General features: G+C 62.1%; 21 protein-coding genes. 12 read left to right on the top strand and 9 right to left on the bottom strand.

Translation table 11 applies throughout. The features are described 5' to 3' along the window. Nucleotides 1–62 precede the first annotated feature (62 nt). The gene (ispG, locus tag ACP_RS14450) at nt 63–1,313 is read left to right on the top strand and encodes a flavodoxin-dependent (E)-4-hydroxy-3-methylbut-2-enyl-diphosphate synthase (RefSeq protein WP_041839618.1); all 1,251 of its coding nucleotides are present in this window, start codon (nt 63–65) and stop codon (nt 1,311–1,313) included. A gap of 94 nt (nt 1,314–1,407) precedes the next feature. Continuing rightward, complete coding sequence (locus ACP_RS14445; RefSeq protein ID WP_015898086.1) at nt 1,408–1,971, top strand: hypothetical protein; 564 nt, start codon at nt 1,408–1,410, stop codon at nt 1,969–1,971. A gap of 15 nt (nt 1,972–1,986) precedes the next feature. Here the strand turns inward: ACP_RS14445 and ACP_RS14440 are convergent, their stop codons facing one another. The 3 genes from ACP_RS14440 to queF are packed head-to-tail and all read right to left on the bottom strand — an operon-like array spanning nt 1,987 to nt 4,852. Beyond that, entirely contained in the window at nt 1,987–3,177 is a 1,191-nt protein-coding gene (locus ACP_RS14440) for a glycosyltransferase family 2 protein (protein ID WP_015898085.1), read from the bottom strand. Continuing rightward, nucleotides 3,174–4,427, bottom strand: coding sequence for a spinster family MFS transporter (locus tag ACP_RS14435; protein ID WP_238525575.1), 1,254 nt, complete (start codon nt 4,425–4,427; stop codon nt 3,174–3,176). The genes ACP_RS14440 and ACP_RS14435 overlap by 4 nt, the downstream gene beginning before the upstream one ends. Nucleotides 4,428–4,447: 20 nt before the next feature. Continuing rightward, complete coding sequence (gene queF / locus ACP_RS14430; RefSeq protein ID WP_015898083.1) at nt 4,448–4,852, bottom strand: preQ(1) synthase; 405 nt, start codon at nt 4,850–4,852, stop codon at nt 4,448–4,450. 119 nt (nt 4,853–4,971) lie between these two features. On the opposite strand from queF, the gene ACP_RS14425 reads away from it, so the two are divergent. The 6 genes from ACP_RS14425 (at nt 4,972) to ACP_RS14400 (ending at nt 11,035) form a co-directional block, all read left to right on the top strand. Further along, nucleotides 4,972–6,222 carry an efflux RND transporter periplasmic adaptor subunit gene (locus ACP_RS14425; RefSeq protein WP_015898081.1) on the top strand — a complete coding sequence of 417 codons (1,251 nt, stop codon included), beginning with the start codon at nt 4,972–4,974 and terminating at the stop codon, nt 6,220–6,222. Beyond that, a complete protein-coding gene (locus ACP_RS18375) occupies nt 6,219–7,187 on the top strand; it encodes a tetratricopeptide repeat protein (protein WP_015898080.1) in 969 nt (322 codons plus the stop codon). The genes ACP_RS14425 and ACP_RS18375 overlap by 4 nt, the downstream gene beginning before the upstream one ends. A 94-nt stretch (nt 7,188–7,281) precedes the next feature. Next, on the top strand, nt 7,282–8,574 hold the full coding sequence (locus ACP_RS14415; protein WP_041839617.1) for a TolC family protein: 1,293 nt from the start codon (nt 7,282–7,284) through the stop codon (nt 8,572–8,574). Between the two features lie 90 nt (nt 8,575–8,664). Continuing rightward, nucleotides 8,665–10,143, top strand: coding sequence for a hopanoid biosynthesis associated radical SAM protein HpnJ (gene hpnJ / locus ACP_RS14410; RefSeq protein ID WP_015898078.1), 1,479 nt, complete (start codon nt 8,665–8,667; stop codon nt 10,141–10,143). Nucleotides 10,144–10,211: 68 nt separating this feature from the next. Continuing rightward, nucleotides 10,212–10,646, top strand: coding sequence for an EamA family transporter (locus ACP_RS14405; protein WP_041839616.1), 435 nt, complete (start codon nt 10,212–10,214; stop codon nt 10,644–10,646). Continuing rightward, nucleotides 10,643–11,035, top strand: coding sequence for a hypothetical protein (locus tag ACP_RS14400; protein ID WP_015898076.1), 393 nt, complete (start codon nt 10,643–10,645; stop codon nt 11,033–11,035). Before ACP_RS14405 ends, ACP_RS14400 begins: the two co-directional genes overlap by 4 nt. On the opposite strand, the gene ACP_RS14395 is transcribed toward ACP_RS14400, so the two are convergent. The 3 genes from ACP_RS14395 to ACP_RS14385 form a co-directional block, all read right to left on the bottom strand. Next, nucleotides 11,032–12,564 carry a pyridoxal phosphate-dependent decarboxylase family protein gene (locus ACP_RS14395; RefSeq protein ID WP_238525574.1) on the bottom strand — a complete coding sequence of 511 codons (1,533 nt, stop codon included), beginning with the start codon at nt 12,562–12,564 and terminating at the stop codon, nt 11,032–11,034. The genes ACP_RS14400 and ACP_RS14395 overlap by 4 nt on opposite strands. A 45-nt stretch (nt 12,565–12,609) precedes the next feature. Further along, nucleotides 12,610–14,172 (bottom strand): histidine ammonia-lyase, encoded by a 1,563-nt coding sequence (gene hutH, locus ACP_RS14390; RefSeq protein WP_015898074.1) that lies wholly within the window; start codon nt 14,170–14,172, stop codon nt 12,610–12,612. A gap of 101 nt (nt 14,173–14,273) precedes the next feature. Beyond that, on the bottom strand, nt 14,274–15,569 hold the full coding sequence (locus ACP_RS14385) for a sugar MFS transporter (protein WP_015898073.1): 1,296 nt from the start codon (nt 15,567–15,569) through the stop codon (nt 14,274–14,276). A 433-nt stretch (nt 15,570–16,002) separates the two neighbouring features. On the opposite strand from ACP_RS14385, the gene ACP_RS14380 reads away from it, so the two are divergent. The 4 genes from ACP_RS14380 (at nt 16,003) to ACP_RS14365 (ending at nt 22,760) form a co-directional block, all read left to right on the top strand. Then, a complete protein-coding gene (locus ACP_RS14380; RefSeq protein ID WP_052294834.1) occupies nt 16,003–17,139 on the top strand; it encodes a DUF5666 domain-containing protein in 1,137 nt (378 codons plus the stop codon). A gap of 46 nt (nt 17,140–17,185) precedes the next feature. Next, complete coding sequence (locus tag ACP_RS14375; RefSeq protein WP_015898069.1) at nt 17,186–20,167, top strand: TonB-dependent receptor; 2,982 nt, start codon at nt 17,186–17,188, stop codon at nt 20,165–20,167. Nucleotides 20,168–20,412: 245 nt separating this feature from the next. Next, entirely contained in the window at nt 20,413–22,110 is a 1,698-nt protein-coding gene (locus ACP_RS14370; protein WP_015898068.1) for a nitrite/sulfite reductase, read from the top strand. Next, nucleotides 22,107–22,760 carry a precorrin-2 dehydrogenase/sirohydrochlorin ferrochelatase family protein gene (locus tag ACP_RS14365; RefSeq protein WP_015898067.1) on the top strand — a complete coding sequence of 218 codons (654 nt, stop codon included), beginning with the start codon at nt 22,107–22,109 and terminating at the stop codon, nt 22,758–22,760. The genes ACP_RS14370 and ACP_RS14365 overlap by 4 nt, the downstream gene beginning before the upstream one ends. Here ACP_RS14365 and ACP_RS14360 read toward each other — a convergent pair. From ACP_RS14360 to ACP_RS14350, 3 genes are all read right to left on the bottom strand, one after another. Continuing rightward, nucleotides 22,744–23,115, bottom strand: coding sequence for a DUF1634 domain-containing protein (locus ACP_RS14360; protein ID WP_015898066.1), 372 nt, complete (start codon nt 23,113–23,115; stop codon nt 22,744–22,746). The two genes, ACP_RS14365 and ACP_RS14360, sit on opposite strands and share 17 nt — an antisense overlap. Then, entirely contained in the window at nt 23,115–23,948 is an 834-nt protein-coding gene (locus tag ACP_RS14355; RefSeq protein ID WP_015898065.1) for a sulfite exporter TauE/SafE family protein, read from the bottom strand. The genes ACP_RS14360 and ACP_RS14355 overlap by 1 nt, the downstream gene beginning before the upstream one ends. Before the next feature lie 220 nt (nt 23,949–24,168). Beyond that, nucleotides 24,169–26,052 carry a glycoside hydrolase family 15 protein gene (locus tag ACP_RS14350; protein ID WP_015898064.1) on the bottom strand — a complete coding sequence of 628 codons (1,884 nt, stop codon included), beginning with the start codon at nt 26,050–26,052 and terminating at the stop codon, nt 24,169–24,171. Nucleotide 26,053 lies beyond the last annotated feature (1 nt).

The following is a 26,053-nucleotide window of genomic DNA, read 5'->3' as shown; positions in this document are numbered from 1 at the left end:
CACCTCCCGTCCAACCCTCTCGAACTTCGGCCTTCGCGATAAACTAAAGCCTGAGGATTCCCATGCCGCAGATGCAGCGTAGAAAGACCCATACGGTCAAAATTGGCAAGGTGCGCGTCGGCTCTGATGCGCCTGTCGTCGTGCAGTCGATGACCAACACCGATACCGCCGACGTGGCCTCGACCATTCAGCAGGTGGCCGCGCTGGCCACGGCTGGTTCTGAACTGGTGCGCGTCACCGTCAACAACGACGAAGCCGCCAAAGCCGTTCCGGCCATTGTGGAGGGCCTCGACAAGCTCGGCATCGACGTGCCGATCGTCGGCGACTTCCACTACAACGGCCACCAGTTGCTCAAGAAATATCCGGAGTGCGCCCGCGCGCTCGCCAAGTACCGCATCAATCCCGGCAACGTCTCCATCGGCCGCAAAGACGATGACAACTTCCGCACCATGATCGAGTGCGCGGTTGAGAATCAGAAGCCCGTGCGCATTGGCGTCAACTGGGGTTCGCTCGACCAGGCGTTGCTCACGCGCATGATGGACGAGAACTCGAAGCTCTCCAATCCCCTGCCGGCCCGCGACGTCATGATGGAAGCCATGTGCCGCAGCGCGCTTGATTCCGCCGCCGCCGCCGAGCAGTACGGTTTGCGCAGCGACCAGATCATCATCAGCGGCAAAGTCAGCGGCGTGCTCGACCTCATCGACGTCTACCAGATGCTGGCCGCGCGCTGCGAATATCCGCTGCACCTCGGCCTCACCGAAGCCGGCATGGGCATGAAGGGCATCGTGGCCTCCACGGCCGGCCTCGCGCCGCTGCTGCTCCAGGGCATTGGCGACACCATCCGCGTCTCGCTCACGCCCAAGCCGGGCGGCGACCGCACTGAAGAGGTGCTCACCGCGCAGCAGATTCTGCAGTCGCTGGGCATTCGCAGCTTCACCCCGCAGGTCACGGCCTGCCCCGGCTGCGGACGCACCACCAGCACCTTCTTCCAGGAGCTCGCCCAGCAGATTCAGGACTACCTGCGCGAGAGCATGCCCGTGTGGCGCGCGCAGTACCCCGGCGTCGAAGAACTCAAGCTCGCCGTCATGGGCTGCGTCGTCAACGGCCCCGGCGAGTCAAAGCACGCCAACATCGGCATCTCGCTGCCGGGCACCTTTGAAGAGCCCAAAGCGCCGGTCTATGTGGATGGCCGCCTGCTCACGACCCTGCGCGGCGACACCATCGTTTCCGACTTCCAGAAGATTCTCGACGACTATGTGAAGAACCGCTACGGCTCCTCGCAATCCGAGGCCGAGCTGGTCGAGGTCCACTGAGTTTTCCCCTCTTCTTCGCGAGTACGGCCGTAATCTATCGCGATTGCGGCCCCTGCTCCTAAGCTGCCCACATACCCCTCCCCCAAGAGGATTTATGGGCCTGAGAAGAACCTCCGCCATCAGCGCCGCCTTTTCCGCCCGCACCGCGGGCCGAATGGGCGGCTTTTTGCTGGCGGGAGTTCTCGCCTGTTCCGGAATCACGGCGCAGGCCGCGCGGCGTTGCTACGCCTCGGCGCAGGCGCTGCATCACCTGCATCACAAGGCCTGCATCCGGGCTCATGTCTATCGCGAAATCAATCTCGACGATGGCACGCGCATTCTCGACCTCTGCGGCCCCGATGCTGCTGACTGTGAGTTCGCCCTCGTGAGTCTGGACCGCAACCGCAAGAGCGTCGGCAGCCTGAAGCAATTCGTGGGCACCGACATTGAAGTGCTCGGCACCGTGGAGCCCATCCGGGGCCGCGCCGAGATTCTGCTGCGCAAGGCAGGCCAGGTGCGCAGCCGCGATGCCCGCGAAGTCGCAGCGGCACGGCCGCGAGAGAGGCGGGTCAAGCAGGACCGCTTCCGCGCCAATCCCACACTGCTGAAGAGCTTCAATGCGGAGCAAAACCGCGCGCCCGTCAGCGACCCCGCCTTCCACGGCGGCTACAGCTACTGAGCACCGCAAACGTCTCTAACGCAGGCGTCCCAACTGCTGCCGCAGCTCCCGCAGCGGATAAAACGTGCCCCGCCACACCACGCCTCCGCGCCAGAGCGTGAGCAAGGTAGAGCGCAGCACCGCATAGATGAACAGGCTGCCGGCCACCGGAAACGTAAGAAAGCCCCACCAGCGAAAGTCGTTGAAGCCGCGATGAAAGCGGTAGATCAGGAAAATTGTGATCGCGACCATGGCGCTCGCAACGCGGCACTCGAGCGGCCCAAACCAGCCCACCACCGGCAGCAGAAAGGCCAGCATCATGCCAAAGCACGCCGCCAGAATGAGCGGCAGTTGAAAGCGAAACACCGCAAAGGCGTTCTTGGTGAGGTTGTGCAGAATGCCCACCATGCCCGGCGCCCAGTGCACCCGCACCATGCCCGGACCAAAGGCCACTCCCTGCTGATAACCGCTGCTCTTCACCAGGTAGCCGAAGCGCAGATCCTCGAGCACCTCCATGCGCATGGCCTCGAAGCCCCCGATGCCGTCATAGGCCTCGCGGCGCACCATGTTGAAAGCGCCCACCCCGATACTCTCGCTCTTTGCCGCCGGATCGGAGACACGCCACAAGCGTCCTCCCGCAGCCGCGGCCACCTGAATGAACGACATCATCATGCGCTCGCCATTCGTGAGCAGAATGGGCGTCGGCAGCAGTACGAAGTGGTCCGCACGCACGCTTTCCGCATGGTGCAGCGCACGCGGCAGCGCGTCGGGCGAAAAAAAGATGTCCCCGTCCGTGAACAGCATCCACGGCGTGGTGGCCTGCCGCGCGGCCAGGGCGAGCGCATGATTCTTGCCGAGCCAGCCCTCGGGCAGCTCCGTGACGTGAATCACCCTGAGCGTCTTGCCTTCGGGCAGAGCCTCGGCGGCCACCCGGTCCATGATAGAACCCGTTGCGTCCTCCGAGCGATCATCGACGGCAATGATGTCGAGCGGCATCTCCTGCGCCAGCAGCGAGCGCAGCGTGCCTTCCACGGCGGCGGCTTCGTTTCGGGCCGGAACCACCACCGTCAGCCGTGGCGTGCGATCCTGCTGCGGCGGCGCGGCGTAGCGGTCTTCGCGCAAATCGGGCACGCGCGGCAGATGGTAGAGCGCCGTCAACACGCGCCATGTCCAGCCGAGCGCGAGCATCCAGTTGCCGATGGAGACAGCGAGCCAGAAAAGCTTCATGCGGCCGCCCTCGCGGCCAAGTTCATGAGGCGGCCGCCCAGAAACAGCAACCCGCCCGAGAGTACCAGGGCAAACAAAGTCATCGACATGCCAATGCGCAACGAACTATGGTCAGACACCAGGCCGATCAACGCCGGAGAAAAGGCGTCGCCCAGCAGGTGAATCGTCAGCAGATTCAAAGCAATCGCGGTGGAGCGCACCGGCGCAGCCACCGAGTTGACGATGGAAGCATTCAACGGCCCGGTGCCGAGAAACAACAGCAGCTCAGCCACCAGCGCCGCCGGAAAAAGCAGCCCGCGCGGGCCGAAAAATACGAGCATGCCGGCCGGAATCGCCAGCAACGATCCCCAGGCCGAGATCAGGTAGAGCCCGCCCGCATTACGCCGCAGCCAGAGCTGCCCCAGCCATCCCCCCAGCGCCGTGCCGCCGATGCCCGCCACCACCGTGATGGCCCCGGCCAGCAGGCCCGCGCGGGCGACCGAATCGCCGCCAAAGCGTACAAAAAAAGTCGGCAGAAAGGCCGAGAGACCGCCCACGGCAAACGTCCAGGTGGCCAGCCCCAGGGTCGCGCTCCAGAAGAGCTTATTGCGGAAGAGACCGCGCAGCGTATTGCGCTCCCACGTGGCGGCGTAGCGGTCCGCCTGCCCGCGAGGAGCCTCCTCCACGAGCCACCAGAGCAGCAGCGCAATCAGCAGCCCCGGAGCCGCCGAGACATAAAACGGCGCACGCCAGCCATAATGCTGGCCAAGCACGCCGCCAAGGATGTAGCCGATCGCTCCACCCACCGGAATGGTGAGGTAAAAGAGGCTGTAGACGCGGTTGCGCGCGGACTCTGGAAAATAATCGGCCAGCAGCGCGGGCGCAAAGACGCTGAAGGTCGCCTCGCCCACGCCCACAATCGCGTGGCGAATCAGCAGCGCCGTGTAGCTGTGCACCACTCCGGTCAGCAGCGTGGCCACCGACCAGAGCACCGCCCCCGCCACAATCAGCGGTTTGCGGGGCAGCCGGTCGCCCAGCCAGCCCGTCAGCGGCGCAGCCAGCATGTAGACAAAGAAGAAGGCGTTGGTCAGCAGCCCCATCTGCGCGTCATTCGCATGAAACTGCTTCTGAATGAGCGGCTGCGCGCCCGGCAGCACGTAACGGTCAATGAAATTGAAAAGGTTCAGCCCCGTCAGCAGAGCCAGCGCCAGCCAGCCCATGCTGCGTGCTCCCGTGCCACGCATCGAAGATGTCTTGCTCGTGCCAGACAAGCCGTGGCCTGCCTTTAACCCTAGCGGCTCTGCCCGGTGGAGGGGCGAGGCCAGCGTGCTTCCACGGTGGTGGAGATGCCGCCGCGCGGCCGGAACTCGCCGCGCACTACGGCCCAGACCGGATCGCAGGCCTTCACCACGTCTTCCAGCACCTGGTTGACGATGTTTTCCTGAAAGATACCCAGGTTGCGGTACGTGAACAGATATTCCTTCCACGACTTCAACTCAAGGCAGCGCTCGCGCGGCATGTACCGCAGTGTGATCGCGCCGAAGTCGGGCAGGCCGGTCTTCGGGCACACCGAGGTGAACTCAGGATCGTCGATCAGAATCTCGTACGCGGGAAACTGATTCCGCCAGGTATCAATGGCAGGAAATGAGAAATCAAGACCCGCTTTGGCGTGGTCGTCAGTGTAGCCGGTGGACATACCGCTATTGTATGGCAGGCGGCCATTGCAGGGCCTGTTTCAAAAAGATGCACCTGCTCTGCACTTTTTTGATCCTCCGGGCCTCTGAAGTGAGTCCTATATACTGACTCACGATTCGCATGGCGACTACTACGGTACGAAGGTCCAATACGGCAGCCCTGGTTGTAGGTTTTGTGGTTGCTCTGATTATCATTTTTCTGGTCGCGCGTTACTTACTGCGCGAGCAACCGCCCATCCGCGTGGCAACAGTGCATTATGGCGACCTCGTCAGCACGGTCTCCACCAATGGCAAGGTCGAGCCCCAGGCCAACTTTGAGGCTCACGCGCCGTTCCCCGGCGTAGTCAAAGCCGTGTATGTACACGCGGGCGACCACGTGACCAAGGGCGAACTGCTGCTCACCATGGATGACAGCAACGCCCAGGCCAAGCTGGCCACCGCCTATGCCGGCATCAAAGGCGCGCAGGCGAACTATGAAGTGGCCAAAGCCGGCGGCACCTCGCAGAACCGCCTCCAGCTTCAGGGGCAGATCGCCAAAGCACAGATCGACCTGAACCAGGCGAAGCATGACCTCGCGGCTCTCAAAAAGCTGGAGCTGACCGGGGCAGCCTCGCCGGGCGAGATCGCTTCAGCGCAGGAGCGCGTGCAGGCGGACGAGTCTTCTCTGCAGGTGCTTGAGCAGCAGCGCAGCGCCAGCGTGAACTCCATGGACGTTGCGCATGCCCGCGCCGGGGTGCAGGAGGCCGAACAGGCCTATGCCGCCGCGCAGTCTCTTGTCAGCGAGAGCAATGTGCGCGCGCCCTTTGATGGCACGGTATATTCGCTTCCCGTCTCAGCGACCGAATACGTCGATGGCGGCTCTCTGCTGCTTGAGGTCGCCAACCTTGAGCATCTGCAGGTGCGCGCCTACTTTGACGAGCCGGAAATCGGCCGTCTCGCGGTCGGGCAGCCCATTACCATCCGCTGGGATGCCAAGCCCAACGAGCTATGGCACGGCCACGTAGCGCGCCTGCCCTCGTCCATCATCACCTATGGCACCCGCAATGTCGGCGAAGTGCTGGTCAGCATTGATGATGTGGATGGCGCGCTGATCCCCAACACCAACGTCACAGTGACGGTGACTGTTTCTGACCTGAAGCACGTGCTCATTGTGCCCCGCGACGCTCTGCATGCAGAGCAAGGCAAGTCTTACGTGTATCGTGTGGTTCGCGGCAAGCTGCGTCAGACCCCCGTGAAGGTGGGTGACCTGAACCTGACTGACATGCAGATTGTGAGCGGACTCAAAGACGGAGACGTGGTAGCCCTGGGCTCAGAAGCAACCAATGGCCAGCCGTTGAGCAACGGACTGCCGGTGGATGTGGAGCAACAGTGAGCTTTTCCTTTTCCAGGACGGCAGCACTGCTGAGTCTGCTGCTCATCACCACCGCTGGCTTTTTGGCCCAGGGATTGTCCGCAACTTCGGCGGACTCGATCCAGCAGGATCTGGTCACCGGGCACGCCCAGGATGCGCTGAATCGCATCACCTCCGTGCTATCGCAGAACCCCCAGGATGCCGTCGCGCTGGAGCTGCGCTGCCGCGTGCTCTTACAGGAGCGGCAGTGGAGCGCGGCTGTCAGCTCCTGCCAGGCAGCAGTAGCAAAGGCGCCGCAGAGCAGCGAAGCCCATTACTGGCTGGGCCGCGCCTATGGCGAAGAGGCACAGCGCGCCCCGCGCATCACCGCGTTCCTTCTGGCCCGCAAGCTGGACGCCGAATTTCAGCAGGCCGTCGCGCTCGATCCCTCTAATTTGGCGGCTTACGAAGCCCTCGGCCAATTTGATCTGCAGGCTCCTGCCATTGCCGGTGGAGGCCTCGGCAAGGCCCGCGCGATCGTCAACAAGCTACGGCCTCTGAGCCCAGCCGCCGCGCACGCCCTGGCCGCCGGAATCGCTGAAAGCGAGAAAAACTACTCCCTCGCGGAGCAGGAGTGGAAGGCAGAGATCGCCACTTCACAGGACCCTGCGGAAGCCTGGATGGATCTGGCCGGTTTTTACCACCGGCGCGGAGACATCGACGCCATGGTGCGCGCCGTCGAAACTGGAGTGGCCATCGACAAGCAACACACCATCGCACGCGTCGATGCTGCGCACCTGCTCATCCAGACCGGTCGCAATCTGCCCGAAGCGGCGCAGTGGCTGCGCGAATATCTGGCCTCGAGCCACAAGTCAGAAGATGCCCCGGCCTTTGCCATACACACCCAGCTCGCGGCCCTGCTCAACCGTATGGGGCAGACGGCCGAGGCTCAGGAGCAAATGGCCATGGCGGAATCGCTCGCTCCCGGTTACAAACCCCGTTCCTGAGAAGGAACCACGTACCCAGAATCGCAGGACTCGAAAGATAGAATCAGTGTTGATGCTTCAGTCGCCAAAGCGTAAGGCAAAACGGATTCCCTGGATGGCCCTGGCGGCTCTGCCGCTGCTCGCCGCAGGCGCGGCCGCTCATGCCCAGATCTCGCTCTACACCGCAACCGATCTTGCGCTGCGCAACAGCCCCGAGGTCCGCATCGGCGTGGCAGATGTGCAACGCGCCGCCGCCTCGGTCAGCGAGAGCAAAGACGCCTACATCCCCAGCTTTGTGTTTGGCTCCAACCTTGGATACTCCTACGGGTTTCCGGTGGGCCAACCCTCGATTTACAGCGTCAGCACGCAGTCGCTTGTGCTCTCGTTTTCCCAGCGGGACTATATTCGTTCGGCCCACCAGGGGCTGCTCAGCGCCGAAGAGGCATTGAAGTCCAAGCGCGACAAGGTGCTGAATGAAGCCGCCACAGACTACGTGGAACTAAACATCGACACCGAGAAGATTGCCGCGCTGCAGGAAGAAAAATCCTACACGCAGGCCCTGGTCGGCATTGAGCAGGACCGAGTGAAGGCCGGCGTGGACCCGCGCCTCAACCTGCTGCAGGCTGAGCTGACCTCGGCACAGATTGACCTCAATCGCATTCACACCGAGCAGGACGCAGCCCAGATGCGCACGCAACTGGCCAACCTGACCGGGCTGCCCGCGGTCAATTTTCAGACCGTTTCCAGCAGCATTCCGCCCATGCCCGAGTTCTCCAGCAGCACCGCCATGGACGCGCAACTGAGCGCCGCCAATGCCGACGTCGATGCAGCCAGAGCCGATGCGCAATCGAAGCTCTACAAGTCGCTTGGGGACCATCGGAAGAACCTGCGCCCGCTGCTGAGTTTTGGCGCGCAGTACAGCCGCTATGCGCGGTTCAACAATTACGCCGAGTATTATCAGCACTTTCAGTCGAATAACTTCGACATCGGCGTCGGTATTACGATTCCCCTCTTTGATGCCACGGCGCGCGCGCAGGCCCGTGAGTCCGCGGCCGAGGCCATGCACGCCAAAGCCCTCGCCGAGCAGACCCAGCAACTGATGGAAGAGAATATGTCTCAGTTGCGCGGCAGCGTGCTGGAGCTGAATGCCGAGCAGCGCGTGGCGCGGCTACAATCGGAAATAACACAGGCGCAGTTGCAGACCGTCGAGCAGGAGCTGCAGAACGGCTCAGGCCAGCCGGGAGGCCAGCCCATCACGCCGCAACAGGGCGAGCAGGCCCATATTCAGGAGCGCGCCCGCTATATCGATCAACTGGATGCGAGCCTGAAACTGGTGCGGGCCCAGCTCAGCCTGATGCAGTTGACGGGCAGCATTGACGGCTGGATTCACTCCGCGACACAGCATTGAGTTCCTGCGCCTCCCCGTCACGAGGCGCCCGACCTGGCCGCCGGACACCTTCCGGCCACTCCGAATGGTAAACTGAAGCAGACTAAACCGATGCCTCTCAAGACACTATTTCTGAATCCCCCCTCGTTCGAGAACTTTGACGGCGGCGCGAGCTCGCGCTGGCCGGCCACGCGCGAAATCGAATCCTACTGGTACCCCGTGTGGCTGGCATACCCTGCCGGCATGCTCGAGGGTTCGCGGTTGCTCGATGCGCCACCGCACCACGTCAGCGCCGAAGAGACCATCGAAATCGCGAAGGACTACGAGTTCCTCGTGCTCTTCACCAGCACGCCCGGCTGGACCGGCGACCAGAAGCTGGCCGAAGCCATCAAGGCCGTCAATCCGAAGCTGCGGATCGCCTTTGTTGGCCCGCCGGTCACCACTTCGCCCGACCGCGCTCTCACCGAGTGCCCGGTCATCGATTTCGTGTGCCGCCGCGAGTTTGATTTCTCAGTGGTTGAGTTTGCCAACGGCAAGCCGCTCGACGAGATTCTTGGCATCAGCTATCGCAAGAACGGCCAGATCGTTCACAATCCCGACCGCCCGCAGGTCGAGGACCTCGATGCGCTGCCGTGGGTCACGGACATCTACAAGCGCGACATGGATGTGACGCGCTACAACGTGCCCTTCCTGCTGCATCCCTATGTCTCGCTCTACTCCACGCGCGGATGCCCGGCGCAGTGCACCTTCTGCCTCTGGCCCCAGACGCTCAGCGGCCATGCATGGCGCAAGCGCTCCACCGACGACGTGGCGGCTGAAATGGCCCATGCGAAGGAGCTCTTCCCGCACGTGAAGGAGTTCTTCTTCGACGACGACACCTTCAACATTCAGAAGGCGCGCACCATCGAGCTTTGCGCCAAGCTGAAGCCGCTTGGCCTCACATGGTCCTGCACCTCGCGCGTGACCACTGACCGCGAAACGCTCAAGGCCATGCGCGAAGCCGGCTGCCGCCTGCTGATCGTCGGCTACGAGTCCGGCGACCCGCAGATTCTCAAGAACATCAAGAAGGGCGCCACGGTCGAGCGCGCACGTGACTTCACGCGCGACTGCCATGACCTCGGGCTGACCATTCATGGCGACTTTATCCTCGGCCTGCCCGGCGAGACGAAGGAATCGATTCGCAACACGATCAACTTCGCCAAGAGCCTCGACGTGGAAACCATTCAGGTCTCCATCGCACACGCTTACCCCGGCACCGAGTTTTACGACTTTGCCAAGCAGCACGGCTTCATCATCAACAACGGCCAGATGGTCGATGACCAGGGCCACCAGCTCGCGCACATTGAGTACCCCGGTCTGCCGACCGAGTACGTGCTGGAGATGGTGCACCGCTTCTATGACGAGTACTACTTCCGGCCCAAGGCGGCATGGCGCGTGGTCAGCAAGGCCATCGTGAACCGCGACCTGAAGCGCCTGTATGGCGAGGCCAAGTCGTTCATGAAACTGCGTTCTGAGCGGAACAAAATCGTGCAGGCCACCAAGGCCAAGAAGTCGCACGAAGGCACCAAGCCCGCCAACGCCGAAGTCTAACCCTCTCTGCTGCAAGCGGCCAGCCTCGTGCTGGCCGCTTCTGCTTTCCGGCCCCTTCAGGAGTAGTTGTGAGCCATTCCAAATTGACCGCAAGCCAATTGCTCAATCTTGCGGTCGTCACGGTGACGGCATCGCTGGGCGATACCCTGCTGGCGCGCGGCATGAAGTCTCTGGGGCCGGTCTCGATTCACCATCTGGGCGAGCTGCTGCATGCCATTCTCACGCCCTGGGTGGGTGCGGGCATCGTGGTGCTGATCGGCTTCTTCGCCTCCTACCTCACGGCGCTCTCCTGGGCCGACCTCACCTACGTCCTCCCGGCCACCTCCATCGGCTATGTCATCATGGCGCTGCTCGGGCACTTCTGGCTGCATGAGTACGTCTCGACGTGGCGCTGGCTCGGCATCGTGTTCATCACCGCGGGAGTCGGCTTTGTGGCGCGCGGCCCCTCTTACACCGAGACCGCCAGCCCCGCCGAAGAAGTGGAAGAGGTGCCGCAGGCATGAGCCATACTCATTCCCTGCTGTGGGACACCCTCATGATCGGCGCAATTGTGCTGTGGGCAACGGCCGGCGACGTACTGATCGCCTCCGCCCTGCGCAAAATCGGCGATCTCGACCGCATTCGGGCCGTCAGCGGCATACCCGGCGCAGCAATGGCCGTGCTGGGCAGCCCGCGCTTTGCGTTCGGAGTGGTCTGCATGGCGCTGAGCTTCTTTTCGCTGCTCTTTGCGCTGAGCCACGGCGACCTCACGCTGATCGGGCCCGCCGCAGCCTCGCTCACCTTTGTGACCAATGCGGTCGCCGCAAAGTTCTTCCTTGGCGAAAATGTGGACCGGCGGCGCTGGCTGGCCGCGGTCTTCGTCTGTATCGGAGTCGCGCTGCTCGCTCACTAAGTGCGGGCAGCCTGACTCTCTGCCTCAATCTCGCACCCCAGCTTCAAACTCCACTGCACCAGATCCTCAAAGTCCTGCAAGCGGCTGCGATGGTTGGTGTTGGCAATGCGCAGGGCGTAGCGGCCTTTGAGCATGGTGCCCGAGACCACAAACTCCCCTGACTCCTGCAGGCGCAACACCAGCTCGCGATTGAGCGCATTCAGTAACTCGTCACCCGCCGCCCCCCTACCGCGATAGCGGAAGCAGACAATGTTCATGCTGCGCGGCGCGAGCAGCTCCAGTTCCGGCTCTTCCAGAACGCGGCGCTCCAGATACCGCGCCTGCGCCATATTCTGCTCAATCATCTCGCTGAAGGCATTGAGCCCATGCGCCTTCAGCGCCATCCAGAGCTTGAGCGCCTTGAAGCCGCGCGTCAGCTCGAGGCCGCGATCGGCAAAGATCAGCCCTGTGGCCAGAATGCCCCGCTTCGCGCCCTCCAGATAACTGGCCGACGAAGCAAAGGCCGCGCGATGCTCCTCGCCGTTCGCGACCAGCACGCAGCCAATCTCAAAGGGCAGGTACATCCACTTGTGCAGGTCAAAGGCCAGCGAATCCGCCTGCTCGAGGCCGCGTACCAGCGAGGCATGCCGAGGCGAGAGCTTAAGCAGCGCGCCAAAGGCGCCATCCACGTGAAACCACAGCTCCTCTTCGCGGCAAAGCGCGGCCAGCGCTTCCAGATCATCCACCGCGCCGGTGTTGACCGTGCCCGCGTTGCCAATCACCGCAATGGGCTGCAACCCGGCTGCGCGATCTTCGCGAATCTTGAGGCGCAGCGCGGCCAGATCGATGCGAAAGTTCTCATCCACCGGAATGCTGCGCAACCGGCTTGAGCCGAGACCCAGCAGGTCCATGGCGTTGCCGGCCCACATATGCGCCTCGCTCGACGCATACACCGTGAGCGGCGTATGAGCTGCCAGCCCTTCGGCGCGCACATCAAAGCCGGCCTTGGCATGGCGCGCCACGGCGAGCCCCAGCAGATTGGCCATGGTGCCGCCACTGGTCAAAATGCCGGTGGCCGTTGCCGGCATGCCCATCACCTGCGCCAGCCACTGCAGGCAGCGTTCTTCTACATAAGTGGGCGACTGGTCGCCGCCGCCCAGGTGAGGATTGATCGCGGCGGCCAGCATCTCGGCCATCGCGCCTATCGGTGTGCCATTGCCACGCACCCATCCCCACGCGCGCGGGTGCCGGTTGCCGTTGGTGTAGGGCTGCACCAGGTGTAGATAATCGGCATAAGCCTGCCCGGCAGACTGCCCTTCACGAGGCAGAGGCTCTTCGAGAATCGCCCTTTTCACGTCCGCCGGTGGAGATTGCCACGCCGGCTGCGTGCGCAGGGCGCGGGTCTGCTCGATCATGTCATCGACCATGCGATGAGCCAGGGCGCGAAACGCCTCCCAGTCCTCGGGGTCGAGCGTGCGTTCGTGGGGGTTAAGGTCTGTCCGGCTGATGGCTTCCTCGCCGTGACCGCCTGCTTCCACTGCTGATTTCACTCTTTCCTCAAATCTGCCGTACTGCCCGGAGCCTTTTATCAGGGCTCAGGAGCGCCAGCGGTCAAAACTGCCGGCACGAATGGCTGCGGCCAGCGCGGCAATGTCACTCGAAAGCTCCCGGTCAGACGTGAGCGGAGCGACAAACTCCCGCACCACTGCCTGCGCGGCTTCGAGCGCCCGGGCCGGACGCAGCGGTTGACGATAATCGAGCCCCTGCGCAGCCGACATCAATTCGATGGCCAGCAGGTGCTCGGCGTTTCCAACGATTTGTTCCAGCTTCAGGGCCGCCGTCATGCCCATCGAAACATGATCTTCCTTACCGCCCGAGGTCGGCACGCTGTCCACGCTGGCCGGGTGCGATAACACCTTGGATTCATTGAGCAAAGCGGCTGCCGCGACATGCGCGATCATCAGCCCGGACGAAACACCGGGCGAGGTGGAAAGAAACGGCGGCAGCCCCTCGTTGATGTCAGGATTTACGAGCCGGTCCACGCGGCGCTCGCTGATGCTCATCAGGTCGGTCAGCGCAATCGCTGCATAATCAAAGGCCATCGCCAGCGGCGCGCCATGAAAGTTGCCGCCAGAGAGAATCTCGGCCGCCTCGTGCCCGCTGCCGGCTGCCACGCTGTCGGCAGACCTGCTGTCTGCAGAAAAAACCAGCGGATTGTCCGTCGCCGATCCGCTCTCAATCTCGATCACTTCGCGCACGTGCGCCAGTGCGCCGCGCGCCGCGCCATGCACCTGCGGCATGCAGCGCAGGCAATAGGCATCCTGCACGCGCGGGTCGCCGGTGCGGTGCGACTCACGAATTTCGCTGTCTTCGAGCAGTGCGCGCAGATGCCGCGCCGCCGCCAGTTGCCCCGGATGAGGCCGGGCCAGATGAATGCGCTCATCAAACGCGGCGGGCGTGCCGCGCAGCGCATCCAGAGACATGCCTCCGGCCAGGTCAAAGAGCTGAGTCACCCTGAGAGCGCGTTCCAGCGCCAGCGCGCCCACCGCCGTCATGGCCTGCGTGCCGTTGAGCAGAGCCAACCCCTCCTTGGCCTCGAGCGCGAGCGGCTCCAGACCGGCCTGCGTCAGCGCCTCACGCGCAGCCATCCGCTGGCCCTTTGCAAAGACAAAGCCTTCCCCGATCAACCCCAGCGCCAGATGCGCCAAAGGAGCCAGATCACCGCTCGCGCCCACCGATCCGCGCGACGGCACCACCGGGTGCAGACCGTGCGCGAGCATCCCGAGCAGCATCTCAATCACCACCGGACGCACACCGCTATGGCCCTTGGCCAGCACATTGGCACGCAGCAGCAGCATGGCCCGCACGGTGGCCTCAGGCAGCGGTTCGCCGATGCCGCAGGCATGGCTGCGCACCAGGTTGCGCTGCAAGGCTTGAAGCTGATCCGGCGGAATGCGCACGTCCGAGAGCTTGCCGAAGCCGGTGTTGATGCCGTAGGCCGTCTCATTGCGCTCCACCAGCGCATCCACCAGGCGGCGCGAGGCCAGCACACGGGCACGGGCCTCTTCGCCCAGCACCACCGGACGCTGGCGCAGCGCCACGTCCCCAATCTCTTCCAGCGTGAGCGGCTGGCCCGTCAACACAAGCGCTTCAGACATAACCCCTGATCGTACCCCACCGGCCACCTGTGCGAAAAGCAGCCGGAAAAGCAGAGGGACGGCCCGCAAGCCGTCCCTTTGCCACTATTTAGCCCGAAAGGTCAGCCGGGAATGACGATTCTCGAACCACGGAAGCCGTAGTACGCGATGAAGGCGTAGCAAAGCACCGGCAGAATAAAGGCGTGATGAATGCCGATGTGATCGGCCAGAACGCCCTGAATCTCCGGAACAATGGCGCCGCCCACAATCGCCACGCACAGCAGACCCGAGGCCTTGCCCGTGAGCGGCCCCAGCTCGGCGATAGCCAGCGTGAAGATGCTCGGGAACAGGATTGAATTGAAGAGGCCGACCAGCAGAATCGTCCAGACCGCCACCAGGCCGAAGCTCAGCATGGAGGAGATCACAAGCACCGCGGCCACAATGGCGCAGATGCCCACCACCGGCCCGGTCTTGAGACGCTGCAGCGCGCCCGCGCCAATGAAGCGGCCAATCATCGCGCCGCCCCAGTAGTAAGGAACCAGCTTGGCTGCGGCCTCAATCGAATATCCGCCGATATTGGGCTGATTGAAGTAGTTGGTCAGAAAGCTGCCGATCGAAACCTCGGCGCCTACGTAAACAAAAATCCCGATGGCCCCCAGCACGAGGTGCCGGTAATTCCAGATGCTGTCCGCCTGCCCCGGATTCACGGGCCGGAAGTCGCGCGTAATGTCGAGCCTTGGGAACTTGTAGAACGCAATCAGCAGACCCAGCAGCAGCAGCACCAGAGCGATGCCGACGTAAGGAATCTTCACCGTCGCCGCCTGCGCCACATGGTACCGGTGCAGAGCCGCCGGAGTGAGCGCCTTCAGGTCCTTGATCACCTTGGGCGCATCCCCCAGAATGAGCCACGCGCCAAAGAGCGGCGCCAGCACCGTGCCCAGCGAATTGAAGGCCTGCGTCAGGTTCAGCCGGCTCGACGCCGTGTGAGGCGGCCCGAGAATGGCCACATAGGGATTCGCCGCCACCTGCAGCGTCGTGATGCCCGCCGCCAGCACGATCAGCGCCACAAGAAACAACGGAAACGAGGGGGCGGCGGCGGCCGGAACAAACAGAATCGCGCCGAGGCACATCGCCAACAGGCCGGCCACCATCGAGCGCTTGTAGCCGATCCGCTCCACCAGCGAACCCGCCGGCAGACCAAACACCGCATACGCCGAGAAAAAGGCGAACTGCACCAGCATGGCTTCGGCGTAATTCAGCGAAAAAATAGACCGCAAATGGGGAATCAGAATGTCATTGAGCGACGTGATGAAGCCCCAGATAAAAAACAGCGTCGTGACAATCGACAGCGCCGCCGCGTTGCTGCTGCCGGAGCTGGATCGGAAGTTGACCGTGCTGGTCGAGCCGGAAAATGCCATGGTTCCTGCGCGTATCCTCTGATTTTTGTGGCTTGTGCCTGGCCTGCGCCCGTGCGGGGCGCGGCCGGAGGGATTGGCTCCTCACTTTGCCGATCATAACGGCTCACGCGGCAAAATAGCTCATTTTCCCCGCAAATTCGATGCTGAGCCCCTTCGGAGGGCCGATGCCGCCGCTACCCGGCCTCTGTGGCCGGCCCCCTACACGCCTGGCCCGCGAGTATCCCGGGGCTCCGCGCCTCCTGTTTGAATTCCGGTACGCGAGACTCACTCACGTCAAATTCGCGACAATTCTGCAACTTCTATCTGGAGATTCCGTCCTTTTTACAACGGCACAAAAATTCATACAGCGGTCGAACCACATTTGCGGAGGAAGACAGGAATGCAGAGTATCTCAAAGACGGCAATGGCAGCAGCAATATGCACGCTTCTGTGCATGACACCCGCTTCTCTGCTGGCGGCTCCGGCCTCTCTGCTTCCTGCCGCGTGGCAAGACCAGGCCTCCGCGACCACCCGTGTCATGGGCACCGTCACCGCGGCCTCGGGCAACTCCCTCACGGTTCAACCCGCTCACGGCAGCGCTGTCACGGTCTCCGTGCCTGACGGAGCGCGCGTCCTGCGGCTGGAGCCCGGCCAGAAGACACTCTCTGCGGCCACACCCATTCCCATGAATGAAATCTCCGTGGGCGATCGCGTGCTGGCCTCGGGCACCGCGGCCTCCGGAAGCGGCATCGACGCCCGTCTCGTCGTCGCCATGAAGAAGTCTGACATCGCCCAGCGGCAACAGGCAGAAGAACAGGCATGGCAGCAGGATGGCGTGGGCGGCATCGTCAAGTCCGTCGATCCCTCCAACGGAACCATTGTGCTGGCCGAGGCCGCGCAAAGCGTGACCATCAAGACCACCCCGTCCACAAAGATTCGCCAATATGCGAGCAACTCCGTGGCCTTTCGCGATGCGCAGCCTTCAACCCTGGCGGCCATCAAGCCCGGTGCGCAATTGCGCGCCAAGGGCGATCAGCCGCCGGCCGATGGCACTCTGACCGCCAATGCCATCATCTTTGGCGACTTTCAGAACATCGCCGGCATGGTCATGGACGTGAACCCCTCAGCCCAGACGCTGACCGTCAAAGACCTCGCCACGAAGAAGCCCGTAACGCTCACCATCCAGAACTGGACACAGCTTCGCAAGCTACCCGAGCAGGTCGCAAAAATGGTGGGCATGCGCATGCAGGCCATGAAGCATGAACCCCACGGCGCACACGGCCACCAGCCCGGCGGTGCGGCCGGCAACGGCGCCCGCGCAGGCGGCCGCTTCAACCGTGTGCTTGAGCGCGCCTCCGTCATTCCTCTGACTGATCTGCACAAGGGCGATGCCGTGCTCGTAGTCGCAACCCCCGGCAGCGGCAGCCAGCCCGGAACCGCAGTCACCCTTCTGGCGGGCGTCGAGCCGATGCTGCGCGCCTCTGCCAAGGCCAGCAGCAGCATGTTCTCTTCTTCCTGGAGCCTCGGTGGCGGCCAGGCCAGCGGCGGCGCTGGGGGCGGTGCTGGAGATTCCACCCCGCAGCAGCACTAGACATTGACCTTTTCACTGGAACCACTGATTGATCCGCAGGAGAGCTATGAATCGCAGGAGTCGTTTTTTCTCAATTTTTGCCTTTGCTTTTCTTGTTGTGCTTGTTGTGGGAGCCGTACCCGGCAGCGCGCAATCGGGCTCATCGAGCATTCATGGTCAGGTGACTGACCCTTCCGGCGCGGTCATTCCCGGCGCGGCCGTCACGGTGAGCACGCCCTCGGGCAAAGTTGCAGGCTCAGCGACCACCTCTGCCGGTGGAACCTACGCCGTCCACGGTCTCGCCCCCGGCCGCTATGACGTCGACGTCACCATGCAGGGCTTTGCCTCGTATCACGCGCAGGATGTGATCGTATCCAGGGGCGCTGCCAAGACGATTGACGCAGCTCTCTCGATCGCGGTCGATCAGCAGAAGGTCGAGGTCCACGCCGAGCAGGAGCACGTGGACACGAGCCCCGAGAACAACGCCAACGCCATCATCCTGAAGGGCAAGGCGCTCGATGCGCTCTCCGACGACCCTGACCAGTTGCAGGATGAGCTTCAGGCGCTCGCCGGACCCTCGGCCGGCCCCAATGGCGGACAGATTTACATTGACGGCTTCACCGGCGGCCAGATGCCGCCCAAGTCCGACATTCGCGAAATCCGCATCAACCAGAATCCGTTCTCTGCCGAATACGACCGCCTGGGCTACGGCCGCATTGAGATCTTCACCAAGCCGGGCACCGATCACTGGCACGGCGGCTACAACGTGCGCGGCAATTACTCGGCCTTCAACGGGCAGAACCCGATCATCAACGCCAACCTGCAGCCCGGCCAGACCACTCTGCTGCAGGAGCCGAGCTACTACTCCTATGACATGTTCGGCAATCTCAGCGGGCCGCTGACCAAACACTCCAGCTTCAACCTCGATATCTTCGGCCGCAACGTGCAGAACCAGAACATCATCGATGCGACGGACCCCAACAACACCAGCGCGACACTCAACGAAGCCTTTGCCAATCCCAGCTCGCGGCTCTTCATCAGCCCGCGCGTGGATTTTCAGGCCGGCCCCAAAAACACCATCACGCTTCGCTACGTCTACTTTCGCGGAACAGACAAGGCCAGCAATGTCGGCGGAACCACGCTGCCCTCGCAAGCCTATAAGTCAGTGAATACCGACAATAGCATTCAGGCGAGCGACAGCCTCATCGTCACGCCCAACATTGTCGATGACATCCGCTTCCGCTATCGCCACGTCACCAGCACGCAGACTCCGGACAGCCTTCTGCCCAGCGTCACGCTCTCCTCGCAGTTCACCACGGGCGGCAACAGCGCGCAGACCAGCACCTCCACCGACGACGCCATGGAACTGCAGAATTACTTCACCACCTCCATCGGCGCACATGCGCTGACCTTTGGATCGCGGCTGCGTTCTGACGCGCAGAATAACTTCACCGATGCAGGCTCGAACGGCTCTTATATCTTCACGACGCTCGACGAATACAACCGCAAAGCGCCGGCGCAGTACAGCTATACCAAGATCAACAACGGCACCGCCAAGGCTATTCTGTTTGAGGCTTCGCTCTTCTATCAGGACGACTGGAAGGTCAGCCCCCGCCTGACCTTCAGCTATGGCCTGCGCTGGGAGACGCAGAACCGCATTCACGACAAGTTTGACTGGGCGCCGCGTGTCTCACTGGCTTACGCACTCGATGGCAACGGCAAAAAACCGGCCAAGACCGTGCTGCGCGCCGGCTATGGATGGTTCTACAACCGCTTTGATCTCTCCAATGTCATTCAGACCATTCACCAGAACTTCGGCGTGAATGGCGTGCCGAATGAAGAGCAGTTTGTCGCCACCAATCCCGGCTTCTATAACCCTGACGCAGTCACGCCCATCGATCAGAACACGCCAAATGTCAGCGGCATCGCGCCCACTTACTACAACATAGACCCGCACTTCAAAGCCGCCAATGACATGGAGTTGGCCGTCGGCATCGATCGCCAGATCAACAAGCGGATGACGGGCAACGTCACCTACCTGTATACGCAGGGCAACCACCAGTATCTGACCAACAACATTGGCGCGCTCGACCTGAACAACGTGGATGCCAGCACCAATACCTACACGGGCAACACTGCAAAAACCTCGCAGAACATCATGCAGTACCAGTCCGAAGGCATCTACAAAGAGAGCCAGATCATCGCCACCGTGCATGCCTTCTACAAAAACGTAATGCTGAGCACCTTCTACACCTACAGCAACGCGAAATCAGACACCAGCGGAACCGGCCATGTGCCCTCGGTCGCCAGTGATCCAGCGCTCGATTATGGCCGCGCCAGCTTCGACGTTCACAACCGTTTCTTCGCGCTCATGACCATCCAGGCCCCCTGGAAGCTGACCTTCGCGCCGATGTTCAACGCGACCTCGGGCAGCCCCTTCAACATCACCACCGGCAATGACCTCACCGGCAACAACAGTTACAGCGCGCGGCCGACCTTTGCCGCCAACTGTGCTGAGGCCTATACGGTGCAGACACCCTATGGGTGCCTCGACGCCAACCCCATTGCCAACGGCGCATTCAATGAAAAAATCGCTCCCTATAACCTCGGAACCGGCCCCACGACCTGGCAGATGAATATGCGCGTCAGCAAAGTCATCGGCTTTGGCCCCAAGGTGAAAGGCGGCGGCTTCGGTGGTCCGCATGGCGGCCCGCATGGCCGCGGCCTCGGCGGACGAGGCTTGAGCGGCAATTCGGGCCCCATCGGCAAGTTCAACGCCTCGGTCGCCCGCAAATACTCGCTCACGCTCGATGCCTTTGCCACCAACATCTTCAATCACACCAACCTGGCATCGCCCAATGGCTCCATCAACCTCACCGCGCCCACGACGAGTGATCCCACGGCCTGCTCGAACAGCGCCTACACCACGTCAAATGGTTATTGCGCCCAGCAGTTCTTTCTGAAATCGCAAAGCCTGGCGGGTGGATTCTTCAACCACGCCAGCGCCGGCAACCGCACCATCTTCCTCGAAGCGCATGTGAACTTTTAAGCCGGATGCGCTTCAGGCGCGTGCCTGCCGCAAAACAAACGTTGACGTGACAGGCCATCGCCGGTACGCTGAAAGCATGAACTTTGCCTTCATGCCGGTCTGTATGTGTTGTTGCTGTTCGCGGACCGCGAAGGCGATGGCATAGCACTACCCAGAGTTCATCCCCTTCCGAATCCCGCACTCAGCTCACGCAAGTGCGGGATTTCTCTTTCTACCCACAAACAGCATCGAGACATAGGAGCCTCATGGCAGAGACTGCCGTAGTCAAAGAAACCAAAGCGCAGAAAATGGAACGCCTCAAGCGCGAGAAAAATCCGTGGGATTATTTCGACGAAGTACGGCAGTTTGCTCGCGAAGGCCGCGACAGCGTGGTGCCCGAGTGGGCCTCGGCCTATTTCAAATGGTGGGGAGTCTATACGCAGGGCGACGGTGTGGGCGTCACCGGCGGCAAAGGCGGCGAAGGGCTTGCCACGCAATACTTCATGATGCGCATCGGGCTGCCCAACGGCATTCTTCGCTCTGACCAGTTGCGCGTGATTGCCGATCTCACCCAGCGCTATGCCCGCGACCTGGCCGACATCACCGTTCGCCAGAATATTCAGTTGCATTGGCTCACCATTGAGTCGCTGCCCGAGGTAGTCGATGCTCTCGAGCGCGTGGGACTCTCTCCGCGAGGCGCCTGCGGCGACGTCGTGCGCAACGTCACCGGCTGCCCGCTCGCCGGCCTCGCGGCGGATGAACTCACCGACGCTTCCCCGCTCGCCATTGATCTGGCCACTGCGCTCATCGGCAACTCGGAGTTCTATAACCTGCCGCGCAAGTTCAAAATCTGCGCCACCGGCTGCTCCTCGTGGTGCTGCTATCCCGAGATCAACGACATTGCTTTCACCGCAACGCGCCGCGGCGATCAAATCGGCTACAGCGTGCGTGTCGGCGGAGGACTCTCGAACGAACCTCACCTCGCCGTGAAACTGGACGCATGGGTTGAGCCAGGCCAGGTGCTCGACGTCGCGCGAGTCATCACCGAGATCTTCCGCGACCAGCAGGCGCTGCGCGAGAGCCGCGACCGCGCCCGCATCAAGTACCTCTTCCTCAAAGAAGGATGGACCGCCGAGAGCTTTCTCGCCGAACTGCATGCGCGCCTCGGATACCAGCTCGCGGCCGGTGTCGAAGAACAAGTACCGGACGAAGTGCATCGCGACCACGTCGGCATTCACGCACAAAAACAGCCGGGCCTTTCTTACGTAGGCGCATCGGTGCTTCGTGGCCGCCTCACCGGACTCCAGCTTCATCAGGCCGCCGATCTTGCTGACCGCTTCGGCAATGGCGAACTGCGCGCGACCACCATGCAGAACCTCATCTTCGTCAATGTGCCCACCGGGCGCGCCGCCGAGCTCGCCCGTGAAATCGAACGCATCGGCATGCGTGTGGAGGGCAGCCAATTCTGGCGCGGAGGCGTTGCCTGCACCGGCACCGAGTTCTGCAAGCTCGCCATCACCGAGACCAAGGGCTTTCTGCGCTGGCTGGTCGATGAACTCGAAGAGCGTCTGCCGGCCTTTGACCAGCAGCTCAAGCTGCATGTGACCGGCTGCCCCAACAGTTGCGGGCAGCATTGGATCGCCGACATCGGGCTCGAAGGCAAAAAGATCAAGCACAACGGCCAACTGGTGGACGCCTATTACTTTTGCGTCGGCGGCTCAGTCGGCAAATATGCTGGAGTCTCGCGCCCCGTAGGCTATCGCGCCCCCGCGACCGAAGTACCGGCCGCGCTCGAACGCCTGCTGAGCCACTACGTGCAGCACCGCGAGCCGCAAGAGAATCTGCGCGCGTGGTTCAGCCGTCATGAGGACTCCACGCTGCGCGCGCTGCTGGCTGGCGAAACAGTCGCTCCCGTCGAGCGCGATCTGCCCACCGGCCGCGTTCCTCAAGGGGTGGCGGGATGAGCCTCTTCCCTGCTTTTCTCAAGCTCAAAAAGCGGCGCTGCCTCGTGGTCGGCGCCGGCGAAATCGCATGGTCAAAGATCACCTCCCTGCTCGACGCCGAGGCCGCTGTGCATGTCATCGCAACGGAAGCGCGTGACGAAGTCCATGTGCTCGCCGCACAGGGCCGCATTCACCTCGAACTGCGCGCATATCGTCCCGACGATGTGGCGGGAAACTTCCTCGTCATTGCAGCTACCGACGAGATGGCAGTGAATGCCTCTGTGTATCGCGACGCCGAAGAGCGCAATATTCTCTGCAATGCGGTCGACGATCCGCCAAATTGTGATTTCTATTTCGGGTCCATCGTGCGCCGCGGCGACCTGCAGGTGGTGATTTCCACGAACGGAGAAAGTCCCGCGCTGGCGCAGCGGTTGCGCCGCGAAATCGACGCCTTGCTGCCCCTCGATCTCGGCCCGTGGCTCAAAGATCTGGGCCAGTTACGGCGCGAAGTGCTGCAACTCTATCCCGCCGGAGATGACCGCAAGCGGCTGCTGCACACCCTGGCCCATCGCGAGGTCTGCGGCTCAGAGCACTGCCCTTCGCGCAAATTAGCTTTCGCCGCGCGTCCTGCTATTGAAGACCAGCCCGCTGCTCTCAATGGCCAAAGATGACGCTGTAGAGCAGCACGCACAGCACCATCAAGCTCACAGCCACGTAGAGCCGGTCGCGCTGCGAAAAGAAGCCCACCACGCACAGAAAGACACGCACAATCGGCGTGGCGATCAGCAGCAGCAGGCCAAACTGGATAATGCTGCGGGCATGCCCCTGCAGTGCCGTCTTCACAATGCCCACAGGGTCGCGCAGTTGCGCTACTTCCCCGTGAAACACCCCATAGTCCGGCGCAGCGCCCGGATGCTGAAAGAGATACATCACGCCGCCCAGCAGCACAATGGCCGCCGCCGTCATGACCCCGGCGCGCAGCATGTTGGCAATGATGTTGTCCATCTGCTGATCGGTCCAGCGCATCAGAGCCTCCCCGCCAGGCTGTTGTAGATCATCTCAAACCCGAGCGCGACAATCACAAACGCAAACACCGTGCGCAGCGTCCGCACCGGCGCGTGTACCAGCATGCGCGCCCCGATCATGGAACCCGCCAGCACACCCAGCATCACGGGCATGGCCAGCTCCGGAGAAATGTAACCGCGACTGAGATAAATTCCAGCGCTGGCCGCCGCCGTAACGCCAATCATGAAGTTGCTGGTGGTCGTTGAAACTTTGAAGGGCAGGCGCATGGCCTGATCCATTGCCAGCACCTTCACGGCACCCGACCCGATGCCCAGCAGTCCTGAAAGCGTTCCAGCCAGATACATCAGCCCGAAGCCCGCAGGTACGCGTTGCGCCGTGTAAGCCTCCGCACCCTCCGGACCCGGAAAACTGCCCTGCAGCTTGAGCTTTGTCGCCAGCGGATCATGCGCGTCGGTATGAACGTCATGCTTGGTGCGGAAGGACGACCACGCCGAATAAAGCAGTACCACGCCAAAAACAACGCCGATGGCCGAAGACGGCACCCGCGTCGTCAGATATGCGCCAAACAGCGCGCCCAGCGTAGTCGCTACCTCAAGAAACATGCCGATGCGCACATTGGAGAAGCCATCTCGCACATAAGAAGCGGCCGCACCGGAAGAGGTCGCGATCACTGAAATCAGCGATGCCCCAATGGCGTAATGAATATCCACGTGAAAAATCAGCGTCAGCACCGGGACGATCACAACCCCGCCGCCCAATCCTGTCAATGCTCCCAGCATTCCCGCCAGCAGGGAACTCAACAACAGCCATCCAGAAAGCGCGATTGTGCCCATCGTCTCTATGTGTATGATGCCCGGCGTGCTTTTGCAACCTCAAGCTGTCAAATAGCAGATGCATCCGCCCCATTCATGCTCTCCGGTATGAGAGCAACCTGTAATCCTACCCGATATGCACCCTGGACGGGCAATCACATCTCAAAGCGCCAAAACCGGCTGAAGATGATGGAACATCCTCAGCCGGCAACTCTGCGGGCGTCTCGTTGAGCGCGATGCCTCAATAGACCGCTTTCTTGCGGCCCGGCGCTTTCGTCTTCTTTGATTTGCTGCCGCGCTTGACGGCTCGCTCCTTGAGCGGCTTCTTGCCCTTCTTTGAGTTCCATCCCTGCATGGAGTCGGACATGCCGTTCCCCTCCAGGTGCAGAGCGGCCACCAGCAGCGTAATGTGCGAGAACGCCTGCGGAAAGTTCCCGACCTGCCGCTTGTGCTTGGTGTCATACTCTTCCGCAAGCAACCCCACGTCGTTGGAAAGCTTGAGCAATCGCTCAAAGAAGCGCTTCGCCTCGCTCTTGCGGCCAATGGCATTCAGCGCACTCACCAGCCAGAAGCTACAGGCAAGAAATGCGCCCTCGCTTCCAGAGAGCCCATCCTTGCCGCCCTTGGTCTTATAGCGCAGCAAAAATCCGTCCTGCATCAGCTCTTTTTGTACGGCTTCGACGGTGCCGATCACCCGGGGATCATCCACCGGAAGAAAGCCCACCAGAGGAATCAGCAGCAGAGACGCATCCATAACTCTGGACTCGTACGACTGCACAAAGCTGTTCTTCCGCTTGTCCCACGCCTTCTCGCACACTTCCGCATGAATCTCGTCGCGCGTGCGCTTCCACGCGTCCAGAGCTACGTCCAGATCATGATGCTCTGCCAGTTGAATCGCGCGGTCAAAGGCCACCCACGCCATCACCTTGGAGTAAGTAAAGTGCTGCGGCCCTCCGCGCATCTCCCATATCCCCTGGTCCGGCAGCATCCACACCTTACGCAGATGCTCCACCAGCGCTTTCCAAATATGAAAGTCCTCTTCGCGCAGCGTGTTCAGGCCCATCTCGGCGTGATAGAACGAGTCCATCACCTCGCCATAAATATCTAGCTGCATTTGCTTTGCCGCGGCATTGCCAATGCGAACCGGCTTTGACTTCTCATAACCGGGAAGCCAGTCCACCTCCCACTCCACGAGAGAGCGCTCGCCACCAATGCCGTACATGATCTGCACCTGATCTGGCGAGCCAGCCAGTGCGCGCAGCAGCCAGTCCTGCCAGGCTTGCGCTTCTTCAAAGTAGCCGGCGCTCATCAGCGCCACCAGCGTAAAGGTCGTGTCCCGCAGCCAGCAATAGCGATAATCCCAATTGCGCGCGCCTCCGAGCGACTCCGGCAGCGAAGTCGTCGGAGCCGCCACGACACCGCCTGTTGGCTGATAGGTGAGCGCCTTGAGCGTAATGAGAGAGCGCTCAATCATGTCCGCATATTTGCCATCGCGACGGTTACGTGATGTCCAGTCCAGCCAGAATTTCTCTGTGCTTCGCAACGCCGCTTCCGGCTTGGGAGAAGGAGGGTCGCCCTTATGCGATTTTCCATAGGTCAGCGTGAACCATTTGCGTTCTCCCTTGCTGACCGTGAACTCGCTCACCGTCATCAGCTTCTCGCCGTGGGTCTCCTCTGAGCTGCGCAGAACGGTCAGGCTCGGGCCGCCCACTGCGCGCACGCCGTCCTTCGTGGACGTGACCCACGGAACCGTATGCCCGTAATCAAAGCGCAGAGATAACTCCATCCTCATGCGCACATTGCCGCGCAAGCCTTCCACAATGCGCACTACGTCGGAGTTGTCATCGCGGGTGGGCATGAAGTCGATCAGCTTCACGGCGCCCTCTTTGCACTCAAACGTGGTTTCCAGAATCAAGGTGTGATCGCGATACTGCCGCTTGCTCTTCCACTTACCTTCTGGCTGAATGCACCAGTAGCCGTTGCTTTTATCGCCCAGCAGCGCGGCAAAGCATGCGTTGGACGAAAAGTCGGGCCAGCAGAGCCAGTCAATGGAACCGTTATTACCAACCAGGGCAGCCGTCTCGCAGTCACCAATCAGTGCGTAGTCTTCTATCTTTAATCCCATA

The sequence above is a fragment of the Acidobacterium capsulatum ATCC 51196 genome, assembly GCF_000022565.1.
GTDB classification, from domain to species: Bacteria; Acidobacteriota; Terriglobia; order Terriglobales; family Acidobacteriaceae; genus Acidobacterium; species Acidobacterium capsulatum.
This window is presented reverse-complemented; position numbering and strand designations above follow the sequence as displayed.